The sequence below is a fragment of the Streptococcus mitis genome, assembly GCF_001579045.1.
Classification (GTDB): domain Bacteria; phylum Bacillota; class Bacilli; order Lactobacillales; family Streptococcaceae; genus Streptococcus; species Streptococcus mitis_D.
Map to the genome: position 1 here is coordinate 359,458 of NZ_KQ970263.1, position 19,781 is coordinate 379,238.

At 39.9% G+C, this 19,781-nt stretch carries 18 protein-coding genes and 1 pseudogene; 6 read left to right on the top strand and 13 right to left on the bottom strand.

What is annotated here, in order from left to right; translation table 11 throughout:
- Positions 1-21: 21 nt before the first annotated feature.
- The 6 genes from argH to SMIDD28_RS08010 all read right to left on the bottom strand — a co-directional run bounded on the left by argH (position 22) and on the right by SMIDD28_RS08010 (position 6,769).
- Positions 22-1,416: an argininosuccinate lyase gene (argH, locus tag SMIDD28_RS07985; protein ID WP_061425522.1), complete on the bottom strand. Its 1,395-nt coding sequence runs from the start codon at positions 1,414-1,416 to the stop codon at positions 22-24.
- A gap of 28 nt (positions 1,417-1,444) precedes the next feature.
- Positions 1,445-2,641 carry an argininosuccinate synthase gene (locus SMIDD28_RS07990; protein ID WP_000031921.1) on the bottom strand — a complete coding sequence of 399 codons (1,197 nt, stop codon included), beginning with the start codon at positions 2,639-2,641 and terminating at the stop codon, positions 1,445-1,447.
- A gap of 29 nt (positions 2,642-2,670) precedes the next feature.
- Complete coding sequence (locus SMIDD28_RS07995; protein ID WP_001033580.1) at positions 2,671-3,477, bottom strand: ABC transporter substrate-binding protein; 807 nt, start codon at positions 3,475-3,477, stop codon at positions 2,671-2,673.
- Positions 3,478-3,683: 206 nt separating this feature from the next.
- The gene (locus SMIDD28_RS08000; RefSeq protein WP_061425523.1) at positions 3,684-4,325 is read right to left on the bottom strand and encodes an ABC transporter ATP-binding protein; all 642 of its coding nucleotides are present in this window, start codon (positions 4,323-4,325) and stop codon (positions 3,684-3,686) included.
- The gene (locus SMIDD28_RS08005) at positions 4,322-6,430 is read right to left on the bottom strand and encodes an amino acid ABC transporter permease (protein WP_061425524.1); all 2,109 of its coding nucleotides are present in this window, start codon (positions 6,428-6,430) and stop codon (positions 4,322-4,324) included. Before SMIDD28_RS08005 ends, SMIDD28_RS08000 begins: the two co-directional genes overlap by 4 nt.
- 54 nt (positions 6,431-6,484) lie before the next feature.
- Positions 6,485-6,769, bottom strand: a complete 285-nt coding sequence (locus SMIDD28_RS08010) for a lactococcin 972 family bacteriocin (protein WP_001230190.1) — start codon at positions 6,767-6,769, stop codon at positions 6,485-6,487.
- Between the two features lie 382 nt (positions 6,770-7,151).
- Here SMIDD28_RS08010 and SMIDD28_RS08015 point away from each other — a divergent pair, with 382 nt between their 5' ends.
- On the top strand, positions 7,152-8,015 hold the full coding sequence (locus tag SMIDD28_RS08015; RefSeq protein WP_061425525.1) for a helix-turn-helix domain-containing protein: 864 nt from the start codon (positions 7,152-7,154) through the stop codon (positions 8,013-8,015).
- A gap of 118 nt (positions 8,016-8,133) precedes the next feature.
- Here the strand turns inward: SMIDD28_RS08015 and SMIDD28_RS08020 are convergent, their stop codons facing one another.
- The 3 genes from SMIDD28_RS08020 to SMIDD28_RS08030 form a co-directional block, all read right to left on the bottom strand.
- Complete coding sequence (locus SMIDD28_RS08020) at positions 8,134-8,721, bottom strand: hypothetical protein (protein WP_061425526.1); 588 nt, start codon at positions 8,719-8,721, stop codon at positions 8,134-8,136.
- 384 nt (positions 8,722-9,105) lie between these two features.
- The gene (locus SMIDD28_RS08025) at positions 9,106-9,963 is read right to left on the bottom strand and encodes a helix-turn-helix domain-containing protein (protein ID WP_061425527.1); all 858 of its coding nucleotides are present in this window, start codon (positions 9,961-9,963) and stop codon (positions 9,106-9,108) included.
- 130 nt (positions 9,964-10,093) lie between these two features.
- Positions 10,094-10,738, bottom strand: a complete 645-nt coding sequence (locus SMIDD28_RS08030) for an aggregation-promoting factor (RefSeq protein ID WP_061425528.1) — start codon at positions 10,736-10,738, stop codon at positions 10,094-10,096.
- Positions 10,739-10,977: 239 nt separating this feature from the next.
- Here SMIDD28_RS08030 and sdaAB point away from each other — a divergent pair, with 239 nt between their 5' ends.
- Genes sdaAB through SMIDD28_RS08045 form a run of 3 tightly spaced genes read left to right on the top strand, consistent with a single transcriptional unit; the run spans position 10,978 to position 13,184 of the window.
- Positions 10,978-11,649, top strand: coding sequence for an L-serine ammonia-lyase, iron-sulfur-dependent subunit beta (sdaAB, locus tag SMIDD28_RS08035; protein WP_000838912.1), 672 nt, complete (start codon positions 10,978-10,980; stop codon positions 11,647-11,649).
- Between the two features lie 8 nt (positions 11,650-11,657).
- Positions 11,658-12,530 (top strand): L-serine ammonia-lyase, iron-sulfur-dependent, subunit alpha, encoded by an 873-nt coding sequence (sdaAA, locus tag SMIDD28_RS08040; protein WP_061425529.1) that lies wholly within the window; start codon positions 11,658-11,660, stop codon positions 12,528-12,530.
- A gap of 21 nt (positions 12,531-12,551) precedes the next feature.
- Positions 12,552-13,184, top strand: coding sequence for an HAD family hydrolase (locus SMIDD28_RS08045; RefSeq protein ID WP_061425530.1), 633 nt, complete (start codon positions 12,552-12,554; stop codon positions 13,182-13,184).
- Between the two features lie 116 nt (positions 13,185-13,300).
- On the opposite strand, the gene SMIDD28_RS08050 is transcribed toward SMIDD28_RS08045, so the two are convergent.
- On the bottom strand, positions 13,301-15,151 hold the full coding sequence (locus tag SMIDD28_RS08050) for a polysaccharide biosynthesis protein (protein ID WP_061425531.1): 1,851 nt from the start codon (positions 15,149-15,151) through the stop codon (positions 13,301-13,303).
- 42 nt (positions 15,152-15,193) lie between these two features.
- Here SMIDD28_RS08050 and SMIDD28_RS12265 point away from each other — a divergent pair, with 42 nt between their 5' ends.
- Positions 15,194-15,364 (top strand): hypothetical protein, encoded by a 171-nt coding sequence (locus SMIDD28_RS12265; RefSeq protein ID WP_231075167.1) that lies wholly within the window; start codon positions 15,194-15,196, stop codon positions 15,362-15,364.
- 71 nt (positions 15,365-15,435) lie between these two features.
- Here the strand turns inward: SMIDD28_RS12265 and SMIDD28_RS08055 are convergent, their stop codons facing one another.
- A complete protein-coding gene (locus SMIDD28_RS08055; protein WP_061425532.1) occupies positions 15,436-16,266 on the bottom strand; it encodes a glycosyltransferase in 831 nt (276 codons plus the stop codon).
- A gap of 154 nt (positions 16,267-16,420) precedes the next feature.
- On the opposite strand from SMIDD28_RS08055, the gene SMIDD28_RS08060 reads away from it, so the two are divergent.
- Positions 16,421-17,587, top strand: coding sequence for a CynX/NimT family MFS transporter (locus tag SMIDD28_RS08060; protein ID WP_061425533.1), 1,167 nt, complete (start codon positions 16,421-16,423; stop codon positions 17,585-17,587).
- Between the two features lie 42 nt (positions 17,588-17,629).
- Here the strand turns inward: SMIDD28_RS08060 and SMIDD28_RS11295 are convergent.
- Together SMIDD28_RS11295 and rpsD are read right to left on the bottom strand one after the other, a co-directional pair.
- Positions 17,630-18,636 (bottom strand): annotated as a pseudogene (locus tag SMIDD28_RS11295) (IS30 family transposase).
- A 340-nt stretch (positions 18,637-18,976) separates the two neighbouring features.
- The gene (gene rpsD, locus SMIDD28_RS08080) at positions 18,977-19,588 is read right to left on the bottom strand and encodes a 30S ribosomal protein S4 (protein WP_000092756.1); all 612 of its coding nucleotides are present in this window, start codon (positions 19,586-19,588) and stop codon (positions 18,977-18,979) included.
- Positions 19,589-19,781 lie beyond the last annotated feature (193 nt).

Sequence of the window (19,781 nt, forward strand, 5' to 3'; positions counted from 1 at the left end):
TCTTATTCTAAACCTATCAATCTAGCACTTTTTAGCTTCATTCGCTTTCTTAGCAACTGCAATTTGGTATTTCACTTGGTCAAACCCTGTACCTCCCAAAGAATTTCGTCTTTGAACAGCAGTTTTAGGTTGCAAGTAGACATAGATATCCTCGGCAATGAGGGAATGATAGGTTTGCAATTCCTCCAAAGTCCAATCTTGGATATTTTTAGCAGACTTGATGGAGTCTAGAACTAATCTTCCCACAACCTCATGAGCTTCTCTAAATGGCAAGCCTTTCCCTGCCAAATAATCTGCCAACTCGGTCGCATTTGAAAAGTCCTTCTCTGTTGATTCTTGCATTTTTTCCTTGTTTACCTGCAAGCTAGATAACATACCTGCCAACACATCAAGGGAATTTAAAATCGTTTCAACCGTATCAAACATCCCTTCCTTATCCTCTTGCAAATCCTTATTATAAGCTAAAGGCAAGGACTTCATGACTGTCAACAGTCCAAACAGATTCCCATAAACTCTACCAGTCTTTCCTCGAATCAACTCAGCCATATCTGGATTTTTCTTTTGGGGCATAATAGAGGAACCTGTTGTAAACGTATCTGACAAGGTAATGAATTGGTACTCAAAACTACACCAATTGATCATTTCTTCGCAAAAACGACTCATATGCATCATGAGTATGCTGGCATTGGATAGAAATTCTAAGATAAAATCGCGGTCACTAACAGCATCCAAAGAATTTGTATAAGGCTGCTTAAACTCCAGCAAATCGCTAGACAATTGGCGATCAATGGGGAAAGTCGTTCCTGCCAAAGCTGCCGCACCTAGAGGGCATAGGTCTGTATGCTGCTGGTTAAATTCAAAACGTTCACTGTCTCTTTGAAACATATTGTGGTAAGCCATCAGGTGGTGGGCAAAACTAATCGGCTGGGCATGTTGCAGATGGGTATAGCCCGGCATGATCGTCTCCACATGATTTTCCGCCAAGTCTAATAAAACACCCTTGAGATGAGCCAGTTTATCTAGGACATGGCCTAGTTGCTCCTTGAGATACAAGTGCATATCTGTCGCAACTTGGTCATTTCGAGAACGAGCCGTATGTAGCTTCCCTGCAAGGGGACCAATTTTTTCTGTCAGCAATACTTCCATATTCATATGAATATCTTCGTTTGCGATATCAAAGTCAAGTTGGCCTGCCTCTAGCTCTTCTAAAAGTTCTTTCAAGCCTTCTTGAATCTTTTCTGACTCCTCCAAACTCAAAATGCCCGTCTGACCCAACATCTGAACGTGGGCTAAAGAACCAATCACATCAAATTTAGCTAATTTCTGGTCAAAAGATATACTCGCACCAAAGCGCTCTACCCAGTCTTCGACAGCACCTTCAAAGCGACCACCCCATAATTTTGTATTCTTAGCCATATCACATCCACCTCTCTATCCAATAGCCCTATTTGGCGCTTTTTTGAACCTCAGAATGAACCTTGGTTGGAAGTCCCCACAACTTAATAAAGCCAACAGCCGCATCTTGGTCAAAGGTATCCGCACTAGTATACGTCGCCAAATTTTCATCGTAAAGTGAATTTGGTGATTTCCGAGCCACGACCTGAGCGCTCCCCTTATACAGTTTAACTTTTGCAGTTCCATTGACAACTTTTTGAGTCTCTTTAATATAAGCAATCAAGGCTTGTGTAGCCGGACTAAACCACAAAGCATTATAAATAAGATTTGATAATTCATTCTCTATGATTGGTTTAAAATGAGCCACTTCTCTCACAAGCGTCAAATCCTCAATTTCCTTATGAGCTGTAAGCAGGGTCACTGCACCTGGACACTCATAGATTTCTCTTGATTTAATCCCAACCAAGCGATTTTCCACGTGGTCAATCCGTCCAACACCATGTTTTCCAGCTATTTCATTGAGTTTTTGAATCAAATCTGCCAATTTTAGCCCTTCTCCATTGAGGGAAACTGGAACACCTTCACTAAACTCAATCTCAATGTATTCTGGCATATCTGGAGCTTGCTCTGGAGAAGTTGTGATACCAAAGGCTTCTTCTGGAGCCTGATTCCATGGATTTTCCAAAATACCACACTCATTGGCACGTCCCCAAAGGTTTTGGTCAACAGAGTAAGGATTGTCAAGGTCAGCAGGAACAGGCACCCCATTTTCCTTAGCAAAATCAATCTCTTCCTCTCGAGACCATTTCCATTCACGAACAGGAGCAATCACTTTTAAATTGGGATCCAAGGCTGCAATGGATACTTCAAAACGTACTTGGTCATTCCCCTTACCGGTACAACCATGAGCAATTGTAGTCGCTCCTGTTTGATGCGCGATTTCAACCAATTTTTTAGAAATCAGAGGGCGGCTCAAGGCAGACACCAAAGGATATTTCTGCTCATAATAGGCATGAGCTTGAAGGGCTACCAATACATAATCTGTAGCAAATTCGTCCTGTACATCAATGACGTAGGATTCAACCGCTCCAACTTTGAGAGCCTTATCATGGATGAAATCCAAATCTTTGCCTTCACCTACATTCATACAAACTGCAACGACATCGTAATCTTTCTTCAACCAAGTAATTGCAACTGATGTATCCAAACCGCCAGAATAGGCCAAAATTACTTTTTCTTTACTCATTTCTTTTCCTTATTTTCCTTATTCCTATTTTATTTTTCAATGGATGCTTTAAAGGCATCATCAATTAATTTTTCCAAGTCTCCAGAATCCTTCAACTTTTGAATAGCCTGATCAACTGCCGCCTTCAATTCCTTACTATCTTTTTTCATGGCGACAGCGTAGGAATCATCCTTTTCTTGATCAAACTCAATTTCAGCAATTGCTAAATCGGGATTATTTTCCACAAATCCCTTGGCAACTGGTTCTTCAAAGATAACGGCATCCAATTGACCTGATTTTAAATCTGTAATCAAATTTCCATTTTTAGGCAGAGATACGAGGGAAGAATTTTGTAGTAAGTCTTTCGCCATCGTCTCTTGAATCGAACCTTTCTGCGCTCCAACCTTTTTCTGAGCCAAGTCATTTACAGACTGATAAGTAGCTAGATCAGATTTTTTTACAATAACCTTGTTCTTGGAAGTATAGTATGGGACTGAAAAGTCAAACACCTTGCTCCGTTCATCTGTCTTAGAAACACCTGATATGGCAAGGTCGGCCTTTCCTGATTGAACACTGGCCAGTACATTGTCAAAACTCATGGGTGATAGTTCCAATTCGACACCTAGTTCTGTTGCGATAGCTTTGGCTAATTCGATATCTGAACCCACAATCTGATTTTTCCCATCAACCACTTTTTGGTATTCAAATGGAGCAAAATCTGGATTGAGAGCTACAACCAATTTTCCTTTGGACTTGATGGCTTCAATTCCAGCCGATTGATTGTTACTACAAGCAAATAGTAGGGGGAGCATCACTAAACCAAACATCGTCATCAACACCTTCTTTATCTTATTCATAACAAAGCCTCCTTTATGTTTATTCTTTTTGGTTGTATAAATAATACACCTATCTTCATCCTTTGTCAAGCCTAAATTGAAAAATTTTTCAATTTGAAACAAAAAAACCTAGAAATACTACATAAAAATGTCATTCCTAGGCGTATTTATGCTATTTCTCTCTGGAAAACATGAGTATCCAGTCAGTCAAAAGGAGCTGAATGAACTCATTTTCCCTCGCCCAATTCAATGATTCGATGACATTGTTGGGCTACATAAGCATCGTGGGTCACAATAATAACTGTTTTCCCCTCTCGATTCATCTCTAAGAGAAACTTCAAGACCAAATCTCTATTTTCAGGATCTAGCGAACCTGTCGGTTCATCGGCTAAAATCAGCTGGCTGGGTTTTAAGATGGCTCTAGCAACTGCAATTCGTTGTTGTTCGCCACCAGACAACTCGGAGACCTTTTGATGCAAAGTAGCTGACAAACCTACTCGCTCTAAAATCTCTTCCACCTTTTTGAGCTTGTCTTTCTTGGACAATTTCACATATTTCAGTGCCAGCATAAGATTGTACTCGACCGTTTCATCATCAATCAAGGCAAAATTTTGAAATAGATAAGAGATATGTTCACGGATTATTGTTTGTGATTTAGCAGAATTGACTGCTAGATTTTTCTGACCAAAAATCTCATACCGTCCGCTATAATCACCATCTATCAAACCCAATAAATTTAACAAGGTCGACTTACCACTACCACTCTTGCCAACAATGGCTACCAAATCCCCCTGATCAATCCTGAGAGATAAGTTATCCAAAATCACTTTTCCCCCAATGGTTTTGGTAATATTTTCCAACTCAATCATAAGATGCCCCCTTTCAATAACTCTACTAGACTTTTTTTCTCCATCCTAGAAGCCAAGACTAGCACAAATAGCATATCCAGACATGTAAAGCCTGCAAACAGCAGGAGTGGCAAGAGCGCATGGGCAAAGAAAATCAAGACTAGAAGAGGCAGACTATAGCCCATCAAGAGCAGAACTAAGAGAGCGCGGTAGCGATCGACCAGTTTCCACCCCATAAACTTCTTGGTAATGATATCCCTGCGCTTCAATAAGAAAGTAGTAACGAGTAAAAAGTAGGAAATCATCATGCTAAGGAGACCAAACAAAGCAAAGAGTATATTAAGATTTCGAACTGCATCTCGATAAGAATCCACTTTCTCTTGTTGAATGGCTTGAATCGATGAAAATTTTAAATAATTCCCATCTGATAATTTCTCAACTAACTCCGTAATCACTTTTTGATTTTGTTCTGTATTTTCAACTTTCATCGGGTTGTTTAAACCTGTCGTTGACAAGCGAGTCTTTTCTTCCCACATCATGTCTTGATCATTTACTAGACTAATGATTGGATTGTGGAGATTTTCCTTTCGATCATTATTATAAGGGAAGAAAGACCAATCTCCTTCATAGTAGGCAATTTCTACATCCATATCTTCTATTGTTTGCTTTTGCTGATCTTCATACCTCATAGAAAGATAGGCGATGGATTTTCCCAAGAACTGATTCTTACCTTCTTGTCCTTTGTCACTGGCTGGCATCAAAATAACTTTTTTAGTGCCGGTATCTGGTAACTTGAATCCCTTGCTCTTTAGAAAATTGCTATTAGCATAGTAAACATCTACCTTATCAGGCAGTTGGTAGTGCTGTACTTGTTCAGCTTTGATGACTGGTTTGATAGGAAGACTCCCACTTCGCACATAGTTTACTTGTGTTTTTGCTAGCAAGTCTTGATAAAATTGGTAGAAATAATCTGTAGATTTCCCTGACCCTGCTAGCTCTTCTTGCCACAGATTATCATTGAGTTTGAAGGTTTCTAAGGTCAGGTAATTTCCTTGGCTTACCCACTGTTGCTGATAAGTAAGTTCTTTGTTTTCTTGTTCTAGACTTCTGCCCACCCCAATCAGTAAAACCGTCAATAAAATAGTTGTCCCTATTTTCATCACATAATTGAAGATAAGACCAAGTTTGACAGATGAAAAACCTTTCAACATGGAACTAACTGTCATTTTCTGAATCATCAGGTAGGTCAGCCAACTGATGAACAAATACAACTGTAAAAGCAGAAATTGGGATAAGAGTAAACTTGGGAACAGAAGTTTTGGCCTGTAGTCCAGCACTAAAAATAGTCCCAAGTCAATGACAAGACTTCCACCCAAGAGAAGATAAAAATTAGTCTTTACAAAACCAGCTAAAATCGCTCCGCTTTGAAAACCAAGTAACTTTTGAACCCCCACTCGTTTCATCTCCATCATCGGCTGATAAACTGTTACTAACACAAGAAGTAAAATAGCCAAGACAAAAACAATGGCAGATAAAAGCAAATCTCGATTTATGACTTCCACTGCACTTTTATAGGTAGGCTCTAGCAAGGTAGCCTGGTCTATCTTGAAAAAATCGCTCCATTTCTGTACAATCCTATCCTTATCCATCTCTTGTGTAGAAGTTATCGTATAGCGACCATTTAAACTACGAGATGTATCCTTGATATAGGTTTGAAAAGTTATAAGCTGAATAGGCTTGGCTTTTAGAAAGGTCGGTATCGTACCAAGTTTATTAGAAATTTCTTTATTACTGTAGACTCCTTCACCATCTGTGGTAAAATCAAGAGAAGAAATCCCAAACTCTTGGTAGGGGAAGGTATCTTTATCAAAAACACCAGACTTGATTACCTCATCACCACTGTCTGTTTTGATGATGGAGACTTTGTACTCCTTTGATACATCCTCAAAAAATCGAAGAACAGACGCTGCAGGTTCGTTAATATCTTTCAAATACAAATCCAAAGAATCTACAGTCTTTCCCATTTCCCGAATCCGAACCGCTTCACGTGTGTAGTTTACATTAAAAACAAAAAAAGTGGTACACAGCAACAGCAGAAACATACAAAGATGACTGATTTTTTTCATAAAAGTACCTCCACTAAAGTTTTCCCTCTCCTAATAGGAGAGGGAAAATTTCACTTAAAATCCATAGAAATATTCTAATCCTGTTGGCGGAATTTTATTAAGGGAAGCTTGAGCCCAAACCTCGGGATCTTCACGATCCTTAGAGATTCTACCTCCATGCTTGACAGTTGCTGTATGAGATCGAGTAGAATGTAAATAATCAGAATATCCAAAAGTTCCTGTCCAACCTACTCCATAGTTCCATTGACCACCATCAACCCATTCTGCTAAAGCATTTGTAGTAGCAAGTATACCACATACCATTAAAGATGCAACACCAATTCTAACTAATTTTCTCATGATTTATTTCTCCTATTATCGAGAGCTGTTCCGTAAAAACAGCTATAGTAATTTATCAACAAGTATCGTAGTCCATTGGACTCACCTTCCTTTCATTTTTACAACTAGCGCATTATATCGGCCATTTCCATGGGAAAACCGTAGCAATGCTGAATAAAAAAGCAAGAACAACTAAAAAGCGAAAAACTTTTTTATTCATACTCTTTCCCTCCTATCTGTATTTTGTATCTATAGTATACCTCTTCTTTACTCTATTTTAAAATTAGTTAACTTTTTTCACACATTATTTTAGTTTTCTTTTTTACTATTCCTGTTACTATGATACAATATTTTTAACTAGATTTTATTATTTGTTAACTTTTTTCACGAAAAGGAGTAAATCATGCGTTATGATTTCGGGAAAGTATATAAAGAAATACGCGAGTCAAAAGGATTGACCCAAGAAGAGGTCTGTGGAAATGTCATCTCAAGAACCAGCCTATCAAAGATTGAAAGCGGCAAGGCAACTCCCAAATATGAAAATATGGAATTTCTTCTCCGTCAAATCAATATGAGTTTTGAAGAGTTTGACTACATCTGCCATCTCTATCAACCGAGCCAACGAACAGAAATCATGCAAACTTATCTTAATATGAGTTCTATCATTGGCAGCAGTGGTCTAGTTGATTTTTTTGAAACATGCCAAAACTATCTCAAGACCCATCATGACCTCCCTATAGAAGAGATCAGGGATATGCTGGAAGTTGTCATTCATATCCGTCAACATGGTACAGAGCAACTATCAGACCAAGTGAAACAGACTATCCAAAAACTGTGGGAAAAAATTGAAAAACAAGATACATGGTATGAAAGTGACCTAAAAATCCTCAATACCATCCTTTTCAGCTTGCCCATTGAACACCTCCATCTCATCACTGGAAAAATCTTGCAACGCTTAGAAGTCTATAAAAACTATCAACATTTATATGACTTGCGAATGACAATTCTATTAAACCTTTCCACACTCTATCTATACAATCAAGATAAAAACATGTGTAAGCAAATCTGCTACACTTTACTGGAGGATGCCAAAAACAAGAAAAGCTACGATATGCTTGCTATCTGCTATATCCGTATTGGGATTTGTACAGACGATTCTAAACTTATCCAAAAAGGTTTCTCACTTCTGGAGCTGATCGAGGAAACTTCTATGCTGTCTCATCTCAAAAAAGAAGTAGAGAGCTATTACCAGCCGAAAGAAAGATAAAAAAGCTTAGCTTCTAAATAAAACCACACAGTGATTTCAGTCTTGAACACAATCAAGTTGAAAGAAACACTGTGTGGTTTTTGAATGTTTAGAGGTTAGTTTTTTGGGTAATTGTCTATCAGAATGTCCTTTTACCTGTCAATAATCCTAGAAAATCTTGGCTCTTCAAGTCTGAGAAATGTTTGGTAGAAAGACTTCCTTTTTGAAGTCCATCATCTCTAACCTGTAAATAATAACTATGTTGGCTTGTTTTAATTGTCAAAAAGTCTCCAAATACAAAAGCTCTTTTCCAGTTACGAATCTCAAATTCTTTCATCTCTGATTTTGGAATGCGGATAAGTCCTTGCCGCAAATCACGATGATGCTCACTTGTGAAAGTCATCCCATTCCCAAGATTTCTTATCAGTAACTCATCTGGGGTCACCATCACCAGCGCTATTTTAGTTAAGAAAATTTCAACCGTTGGTGGTAAAATCGCCAAATTAAACCAAGGATGTAGGTAGCGATAAGCTAAGAAATAATGAGGCTCCTCACCCAATCCTAGTTGTTTATATAGGGTCTTGACCTCACTATCTAACCTCGCTTCAAAAGACACATCCGAATGCTCTTCTTCCTTCCTCTGATTAAAATAACTCATCCAGACTAGGAAACCTATAAAGACTATGATAAATATTCCTGATAAGATATATTTTACATTGTAGTTCATCACTTAACCTCCTGATTCACTACTCCACCTAAAGCAGAGGCCTATTTATTTTTAAAATAGTGCCATCACAACTTTAAATAAGACTGGTGTCATTAAAATTAGGATAGTTCCTATCACAAATATCATGACTACTCGAAAAAGCTCCTTATTTTTAAACATTTTTCCACCCCTTTTCTAGCTACATCATAATTCTAGAATAAATACAAAGTTAAGGGCACTGAATTTGTCAACGCTCGCACAACCCCATTTCACCTATATTATAAATCAACATATATAAACTGTCAAGTAATTTAAGTAATAATCGAAATATTTTCTAAAAGAAGAATTATAATTATATTTCGTGCATAAAAAAGATAGCTTCTGCTATCCTTATACATTCTATGACTACTTATCCATCAGATATTGTTCTACCTTGAGTGCCATAACTTCATTATTTTCAATTAGATAAAGCACCTTAGCTTTCATATAATAGTCCTTAGCAACAGAGAGATCAAGATCCTCTGTTACATTTCCCAACAAACAATATAAATCGGCTAACCTAAAGCTACTATGATATTTGTTACAAAATTCAATCATCTCCAATAATAGCGCTCTGGACTTATCCATCTCCTCCTGTTTCCAAAGGTGATAACAATAATTGTATTTTATTTTGATATACAACTCAATTTGTTCACGCACACTGGTATCGATTTTTGAAAGGGCTACGGAAACCTGATCATATAGTTGCTCAAATTTCTCCTTATCCTCATCATAGCCTAAGAAAATCAGCAGGGTATTCAAAATATACAAATAGTCTACTTTATCAATACTAATCCTACTGAGGATGTCCTCTATTTTTGAGATAGCTAGTTTTAATTGATGTTCACATTGATAGGTTAGAATAGCATCTATCCAGTCCAGATAAACCTTTTCATCAAAAGATAAGGAAGTCTGTTGCTTTCTTTCTCCCTCGAAAGCATATTTCAAAGAGGCATAATCTTGATTTTCCAATAATGTTTCAGACAATCTCTTGAAAGCAGACAAGCCTAGAAACTCTTTCGAAATTTCTCCTGAAAAGAAATAGTCCATATTTAAGCCCATTTTTTCAGATAATTTATATAACAAATCTGCTCCTGGCATATATTTGCCTTGTTCCATGCGACTTATCTGAGTTTGTTGGCAAATTCCTTCTGCCAACTCTTTTTCCGACCAACCCAGCTCTTTTCGCTTATTTTTTAATCTTGTTGCTAATAATGCATGCATGCTATCCACCACTATTTATATTCTATAAAAACATTATACTACTTTTTGATAAGATTATATCAAATTGGCTACACAGTGTGAATAGGATTCTAAAAAGAAAAAGAGCCATTCAAAGCTCTTTTCCTAGTTCTTAATACCAACCATTGTTAAGCCAGAAGTTTTTAGCGGCTGTCCATGAACCGTAACGTCCTGCAACGTAGGCATCTGCTACACGTTCTTGGTTTTCAGCTGAGTAGTCACCGTTCAAGTATGAATCTGTTAATTGGTAACGTCCAATGTATTGGCCGTTTGTAGCTGTGTAGCTACCACCTGATTCTTTTTGTGCAATCCATTCTTTAGCTTCTGCTTCAGATCCGCTTACAGTTGCAGCTGGTGTTGAAGCTTCTGTTGAAGCAACCGTTTCTTCTGCTACTGTTTCGCTTGCTACTGGAGTTTCTTCCTCTACCTCTGTAGTTTCTGCCACTGTGGCTGAAACAGCCTCGTCTTGGGCTGCTGGAGCTTCATAAGTCGTTGAAGCTGGGGCTACTGGCGCTGCTGGACCGTCGATAACCAACTCTTGACCAACATAAATCAAATGAACGTTGTCAATGTGGTTGTTTTCTGCCAATTTCTCAACAGTTGTGTTGTGAGTTTCAGCGATTTCTGAAAGTGTATCACCTTCTTTAACAGTGTAAGTTGATGATTCTTGAGCAGATACAAATGATGGAGCAAATACTGCAAACAAGGCAGCTACTCCTGCAAGAGTTGTTTTAATCTTTTTAGTTGTTGATTTCATATTCGAAAATTCTCCTTCTTTCTATAGTACTATCATACCCTTTAAATATTACTGTTTCTTGACACTTTTATGTAGAAATATTACAAAATTATTTTTTATTTCCCTAAATAAGCTATTTTTGTCATAAAAGATACTATTTTTATGCTATTTGTAGTGTAAAAAGGTTTTCATCCACAATTAAAGCCAAGACCTTCATTCTTTGATATAATAGAGATAAGAATTTTTATAAGGGGAAACTGATGAAATCACTTCGTTTTCAATCTGTCTTTGATATCATCGGACCAGTTATGATTGGCCCATCTAGTAGCCATACCGCTGGTGCTGTTCGTATTGGGAAGATTGTCTCTTCCATTTTTGATGATACTCCGACAGAAGTCGAATTCCAACTATTTAACTCATTTGCCAAGACTTATCGTGGTCACGGGACAGACCTAGCCCTTGTTGCTGGTATTTTGGGCATGGATACAGATGATCCTGAAATTCCAAACAGTCTGGAGATTGCCCACAAGCGTGGTATCAAGATTGTCTGGACTATTCAGAAAGACAGCAATGCTCCTCACCCAAACACCACTAAAATTACCGTCAAAAATGCTCACAAGACCATCAGCGTGACTGGTATTTCTATCGGTGGAGGAAATATTCAGGTCACCGAACTCAATGGCTTTGCCGTCTCTCTCAATATGAATACACCGACTATCATTATCGTTCATCAAGATATTCCAGGTATGATTGCCCTCGTTACGGAGGCTCTTTCACGCTATGGTATCAATATCGCCCAGATGAATGTTACTCGTGAAAAAGCTGGTGAAAAAGCCATTATGATTATCGAAGTCGACAGTCGCAACTGTGATGAGGCCATCGAAGAAATTCGAAAAATCCCTCATCTCCACAATGTCAATTTCTTTAAATAGGAGGAAGCATGTTTTATTCTATCAAAGAATTGGTCGAGCAGGCAGAACTGGACTTTCAAGGAAATGTCGCAGAACTCATGATTACAACAGAGTTTGAATTGACCGGTCGCGAACGTGAAGAAGTCCTCCTTCTCATGGAACGCAATCTGGAAGTCATGAAAGCCTCTGTCCAACTCGGCCTCAATGAAAATAAATCTCGTAGTGGCCTGACAGGTGGAGATGCTGCCAAATTGGACCACTACATCAAAAACGGAAAAACCCTGTCGGATTACACGATTCTGTCTGCTGCCCGAAATGCCATCGCAGTCAATGAACACAATGCCAAAATGGGCTTGGTCTGTGCCACTCCGACCGCTGGAAGTGCTGGCTGTCTGCCCTCAGTTCTAACTGCTGCTATTGAAAAATTAGACCTCAATCACGAGCAACAGCTGGATTTCCTCTTTGCTGCTGGTGCCTTTGGACTAGTCATCGCAAACAATGCCTCTATCTCAGGTGCTGAGGGTGGCTGTCAGGCCGAGGTTGGTTCGGCCTCTGCTATGAGTGCTGCCGCCTTAACTCTAGCTGCTGGTGGAACACCTTATCAAGCCAGTCAGGCCATTGCCTTTGTCATTAAAAATATGCTAGGCCTCATCTGTGATCCTGTTGCCGGCTTGGTTGAAGTTCCCTGTGTCAAACGCAATGCCATGGGAGCCAGCTTTGCCTTCATCGCAGCAGATATGGCTCTGGCAGGTATCGAATCTAAAATCCCTGTGGATGAAGTTATCGATGCCATGTACCAAGTTGGAGCAAGCATGCCAACTGCCTTTCGTGAAACAGCTGAAGGTGGACTCGCTGCCACCCCTACTGGTCGTCGCCTCCAAAAAGAAATTTTCGGAGAATAAGCTTATCAAATAGGAGAAACTATGACCTCTATCTCAGCTATCTTTTTCGACCTAGATGGAACCCTCGTTGATAGTTCTATCGGGATTCACAATGCCTTTACCCATACCTTTAAGGAGCTAGGCGTGCCTAGCCCTGATGCCAAAACGATTCGTAGTTTTATGGGACCGCCCCTTGAAAGTAGTTTTGCGACTTGCCTTCCCAAAGAACAAATTTCTGAGGCTGTGCAGATATACCGTTCTTACTATAAGGAAAAGGGCATCTATGAAGCTCAGCTCTTCCCTCAGATTGTAGAATTGCTTGAGAAGTTATCGAGCAATTACCCTCTTTATATCACCACTACAAAGAATACTCCAACCGCTCAAGACATGACTAAAAACTTGGGAATCTTTCATTTCTTTGATGGTATTTATGGTTCCAGCCCTGAAGCACCCCAGAAGGCAGATGTCATTCGCCAAGCCTTACAGATACATCAACTAGCACCAGAACAAGCCATCATCATCGGTGACACCAAGTTTGATATGCTTGGAGCTCAAGAAACAGGCATTCAGAAATTGGCCGTCACTTGGGGATTTGGAGAGCAAGCAGATCTACTAAACTATCAACCTGATTATATCGCCCACAAACCCATAGAAGTTTTGGAGTATTTTCAATAACATAACGGAGACTGGGCAACAACTCAATTTCATACTCAATGAAAACGAAGCAAGTTTACACATAACAAAACGCATACTACCAAGGTTTCAAGACCTGATAATATGCGTTTTTCTTTTTATTCAACGTGGGTTGTTTGATTAGCAAAGGCGATAATAGCTTGCTTCAACTCATCTCCACTGAGAGTGCGAAACTCTTCAATTTTTTGATCGATGGCTTCTAGAGGCATGACATTAACCTTACCAACGAAAATCTTATCCATAACCTGATTATCAACAAGTTCTGTTGATACCAAAAGTTCTTCGTAGAGTTTTTCACCTGGACGGATTCCAACTTCAACGATTGGAATTTCACTTTCGGTGTGTCCACTTAGAAGGACCATTTTCTTGGCTAAGTCATAAATCTTGACTGGTTTGCCCATATCAAGGATAAAGACTTCTCCATCTTTAGCATAAGCACCAGCATGGATAACCAAACGGCTAGCTTCTGGAATAGTCATAAAGTAACGGGTCATACGGAAGTCTGTCACCGTTACAGGCCCGCCTTCAGCAATCTGACGTTCAAAGACTGGAATCACACTACCACGGCTACCAAGAACATTCCCAAAACGAACCGCACAGTAGGTCGATTGGCTACGTTGGTTAAAACCAGTGACAATCAACTCAGCCACACGCTTGGTTGCTCCCATAACATTGGGTGGATTGACCGCCTTATCTGTCGAAATCATAACCATCTTAGGTACTTTAGCTTCATCAACAGCTCTAGCAACATTGTAAGTTCCACGAATATTGTTTTTGAAGGCTTCTTTTGGATTACGCTCCATCATAGGAACGTGCTTGTGGGCAGCCGCATGATAAACAATAGCTGGCTTGTACTGCTCAAAGACTTGCAAGAGACGGTCATAGTCTTGAATATCGGCAATCACTGGTACATAATCAATCCCTTGGAATTTGCGAATCAATTCATGATAAACAAGATAGATGGAATTTTCCCCATGACCGAGCAAAACAATGCGTTCAGGATTGAAACGGCTAACTTGGCGACAGATCTCAGAACCGATTGAACCACCAGCCCCTGTGACTAAGATGGTCTTACCTGTCAGTTCTGCGCCCAGACGCGATTCGTCAAGACGAATTTCCTGACGGCCTAAAAGGTCCGTAATATCAATTTTTTGGAAGCCAGTAGCTGCTTGGTGAAGACCTTGAACAACAGTTTCAACCTTAGGCATCTTGTAACATTTGACACCCAGCTTATTACACATCTGCAAGATACGTTCATATTCTGACGGATCCAGCGACGGAATCGCAACGATAACACGCTCGATTTGATGGCGTTTGGCTAATTCAGGCAGATTATCATAAGAGCCCAAAACAGGGATTCCACCAAGTTTTTGACCCTTTTTCTTAGCATCCTTATCCAAAATACCAACAAGTTCCAAATCACTGGTTGGATGTTGGTAGCTGTTCATAAAGAGGGCTCCGCCATCACCAGCACCAATCAAGAAGGTTCGACGGTGTTCTCCATCGCCACTTCCTTTTTTGCGTCTAGAGTAGATTAACTGCCAAGTAATCCGTGGCAATAAAATCAAGAAGGTACTCAACAAGATAAAGAGAATGATGAAACGGATGGAGAAGAGTGGCAAGAAGGCATAGCAGATACTATATGACAAGACACTGCTGGCAGTCACACCAAAAAAGATCTTCATAAAATCTGTAATCTTGCTGTAACGACTAATACTCGCGTTCAATCCCCAAAATGCAATCATCAATTGATAAAACAAGAAGGCCAAACTCGTATAGATGATGTAGTCAACAGGGGCTGGATTAATCAAGCCGTAGAATAAGATATAAGATACAATGATGGAAACCACCATACTCAAAATATCAAATATTCCCCAGAAAACCTGTTTTTGTTGTTTATTTAAAATTTCCACCAGATCAATCACATAATCTGTGAGTTTTTTATTCATAGAAATTTACTCCTCCTTAAAAGAGCTGGATGATTATACTCAATGAAAATCAAAGAGCAAACTAGGAAACTAGCCGCAAGCTGCTCAAAACACTGTTTTGAGATTGTAGATAAGACTGACGAAGTCAGCTCAAAACACCGTTTTGAGGTTGCAGATAGAACTGACGAAGTCAGTAACATATACCTACGGCAAGGCGACGTTGACGCGGTTTGAATTTGATTTTCGAAGAGCATTATATTGTTATTATAACACTTTTTCTCTAGTTTGCGATTTGCTACAATCTTTTACTTGCTTTTTCGTAACAGTTTCATAAAAATAAACTGTCGGACAAATCCTGGACAAAGAGCAACAACCATCTGAATGGCAACACTCTTGGCATACTCCATGTAAGAAATTTGCCCTCTCTTCAGCATTCGTTGACGAGCCTGACGATAGAGTTTGAGATAACGCAGTCCTCCACGACGTTCAAACATCCCTGCCCCGACACGAACCCTACACAAGATTTGATCCAGATTTCCAGTCTTGGCTCCTGCAGCGATCATATTAAGCCAGAGGAGGTCATCTTCCATATAAAGCCCATCCTCATAGTTGCCTGCCTTGAGAACCATGTTCTTCTTGAACATGACAGTCATGTGGTTAAAGGCACTTCTCATCCTTTGATAAACCACAATATCTACATGTTGAGTCGGAACACGACGGTAAGAAACAATCTCATCAGGATTGTCAATAAACTCTGCAATATGTCCACCTAATAGGTCGAGGTTTTCCTTCTCCATTAACTGAACCTGTTTCTCAAAACGGTCTGGAACAGCTATATCATCCGTATCCATACGGGCAATAATATCATACTGACACTGCAAAACACCCTGTCGAAGAGCCAGACCCAAACCTTGATTTTCTTCTAAGGGGCAACGTTTCACTGGAATATCAGACTCAGCTTCAAGCTGGTCTAATACCTGATAGAGCTCAGGTGTCAAAGGCCCATCCTCAACCAGAACCAATTCGCTCGGTTTCAGAGTCTGATTTTGAACACTCTCAATAGCATCCTTTAAAAATGTCGGATTTTCCTTGATATAGACCGACATCAATACGCTGATTTTTTGCTTTTCAGACACAGTTTTTCTCCAATGTATAGATTTCCTTCCACTATTTTATCATAATTTTCAAGACTTTCCCATTTTTATCTTGAAAGCCAGAAACCTTACTTGACATTATAGGGAAAAAACCTTAAAATAAGCTGTTATTAAAATCAGCTAGGAGAGGTATTATATGAAAAAGCAATCACTCTTTTTTGTTCCAGGTATTATCCTGATTGGTGTTTCCTTGCGGACTCCATTTACTGTTTTACCCATTATTTTGGGAGATATTTCGCAAGGGCTGGGAGTCGAAGTTAGTTCGCTTGGTGTCTTGACCAGCCTTCCTCTCCTTATGTTTACCCTCTTCTCCCTATTTTCTACCCGACTGGCTCAAAAAATTGGCTTAGAACATCTCTTTACCTACAGCCTCTTCTTCTTGACTATCGGTTCTCTGATTCGACTAATCAATCTGCCTCTCCTCTATCTAGGAACCTTGATGGTTGGGGCAAGTATCGCAGTCATCAATGTGTTGCTTCCTAGTCTCATCCAAGCCAATCAACCAAAGAAGATTGGTTTTCTGACCACCTTATATGTAACCTCTATGGGGATTGCGACGGCTCTTGCTTCCTATCTGGCTGTGCCTATTACACAAGCCAGTTCTTGGAAAGGACTTATCATCCTCCTCACCCTGCTTTGTCTAGCAACTTTTTTGGTCTGGCTGCCTAATCACCGCTATAATCACAGACTGGCTCCACAAACTAAACAAAAAAGCAAAGCAAAGGTCATGCATAATAAACAGGTCTGGGCAGTGATTGTCTTTGCAGGTTTTCAATCCTTGCTCTTTTACACCGCTATGACCTGGCTACCTACTATGGCTATCCACGCAGGCCTATCCAGTCACGAAGCGGGCTTGCTGACCTCTATCTTCTCTCTGATTAGCATTCCTTTTTCAATGACCATCCCAAGCCTGACAACCAGCTTGTCAACTCGCAACCGTCAGCTTATGCTCACTCTGGTTTCACTGGCTGGTGTGGTCGGCATTTCCATGCTCTTTTTCCCTGTTAGTAATTTCTTTTACTGGCTTGCCATCCATCTCCTCATCGGAACCGCAACCAGCGCCCTCTTCCCCTATCTCATGGTCAACTTTTCACTCAAGACAAGCGCCCCTGAAAAGACAGCCCAATTATCTGGCCTTTCTCAAACAGGAGGCTATATCCTAGCAGCCTTTGGGCCGACCCTCTTTGGTTACAGTTTTGACCTGTTCCACTCTTGGGTGCCAGCTGTAGCTGCCCTCTTACTCGTCGATATTTTGATGACTATCTCACTCTTTATGGTGGATCGGGCGGATAAGATCCTCTAACCTTCTAGTTTTGCCTAGAATTGATGAGAGATCCCGCGGTTTTCATTTTATTAAAAGTAAGATGCCAAATTTCAAGTTCAAGTTAGCCATCAAGAAGTCTTCTCTAGGTGACTTGTAGTTCAAGCATTTTTTAGGATAGTTATTAATCCAATTTTCGATGAATGCGACTTCTTTGGGAGTCGTTTTCTTAGTTCCCTTAGGTAACCATCTACGAATGAGCCTGTTGTGATTCTCATTAGTTCCCCTTTCCCAAGAGGCATAGGGGTGTGCATAATAGATATGTTCCTTAGAAAGCACATCAGACAAGCGGTTAAATTCTGTACCATTATCTGCCGTAATGGATAGAATCTTGTGTTGTTTTAAGATAAGTTTTAGAGCCTGATTGACCGCCTCAGCGCTTTTATTTGGAATCAATCGGATAATCTGATGTCTACTCTTTCGGTCCGTCAAGACAAGCAAGCAGTAGTTTTTCGCTCTTGTAAGTGGAACCGTATCAATCTCATAATGCCCATTTCCCAATCGCAGATTGATAACTTCAGGACGCTGTTCGATGGATTGACCAGCAGGTTTAAAATTGGTGCTAGCTTGTTTCTTAACAGATTTTCCTTTTCTAGGATAAAGCAGATCCTGTTTGCTTAACCCCCATTTTCCATGATGGATCCAATAGTAAATGGTTGAAATCCCCACGTTAACCCCTTTAGCCATCACCATCATTTCAGGCGAAAATTTTTGGTTATGATAGTGGAGAATCTTTTCCTTCAGCTCCTTGTTCAATCTTGATTTCTTGACCGAGCGCTTGCGATTGTTTTCATAAGACTGTTGAGCATAGTCGGCAGAATAAACCTCTTTGAAGCGCCCTTTTCCAACACATTTTGTAGAATTGTCCCGCGCTTGATTTCAGTGTGGATAGTTTGAGGAACTTTTCCAAGTAGAGAGGCAATTTCTCTATTTGATTTCCTTCTTTTTTCCATCGCTTTTTTCCATCGTTCGATTAAGCGACGGCTATCGATTGTCAAATGTTTGCCTTTTGTAGTATAATGATTTTGCATCTCTGTGCCTTTCTTGTGTTTGTGGTTGAACAACAAGTATAACGCAGAGGTGTTTTCTTATGCCTAGAAGAGCTTTCATTTGGCAAGAGGAACCCTTGAAGCAGTTTTGTCAGCTAAACCAAGACTAATCTTAGCCTTGTCTCGCCAGCCTAACAGTATCAAGCCTCTTATCAAATGAAATCGAGGACTAGCTATCAGCTAGTTGAACCATATAATTTTTAGGAGAGCTGTGTGGCTAACTTCATTATAGAACTTTCAAAAAATCAAAAAAAGCACTACGGGAAAACGTCCCAAAGTGCTTAATATCAAGGCTCTAAAGCCTGTCTTATTTAATAAAATATTACAACATCTTGTTGTAGAATTCAACGACAAGTGCTTCGTTGATTTCTGGGTTGATTTCGTCGCGTTCTGGCAAGCGAGTCAATGAACCTTCCAATTTTTCAGCGTCGAATGATACGAATGCTGGACGTCCAAGAGTAGCTTCTACTGCTTCAAGGATAGCTGGAACTTTCAATGATTTCTCACGAACTGAGATCACTTGACCTGGAGTTACGCGGTATGATGGGATATCAACGCGTTTTCCGTCAACAAGGATGTGACCGTGGTTTACGAATTGACGAGCTTGACGACGAGTAGTCGCAAGACCAAGACGGTAAACAACGTTATCCAAACGACGTTCCAAAAGAAGCATGAAGTTGAAACCTAGGATTCCGCCTTTGATTTTTGTAGCTTGTACGAACAAGTTACGGAATTGTTTTTCACCTACACCGTAAGTGAAACGAAGTTTTTGTTTTTCAGCTAATTGCAAACCGTATTCTGACAATTTAGAACGGTTGTTTGGTCCGTGTTGTCCTGGTACGTAGTTACGACGTGCCAATTCTTTACCTGTACCTGTAAGTGAAAGGCCAAGGCGACGAGCTTGTTTCCAAGATGGTCCTGTATAACGTGACATGTGAATGTCCTCCTGATATAAATAATATTTCGGTGGAAATAGTCACTTAGAAAGCCCTGATTCGTGCAGATGCCCTTCGCCTAAACAGCCAAGGTTACTTATCATAAGACACCTGTTGACGAGCTTCATGCTTTCCTGCTGATATTTCACACAAAATCCATTTTACCATGAATGTCTGGATTTGTAAAGGGGT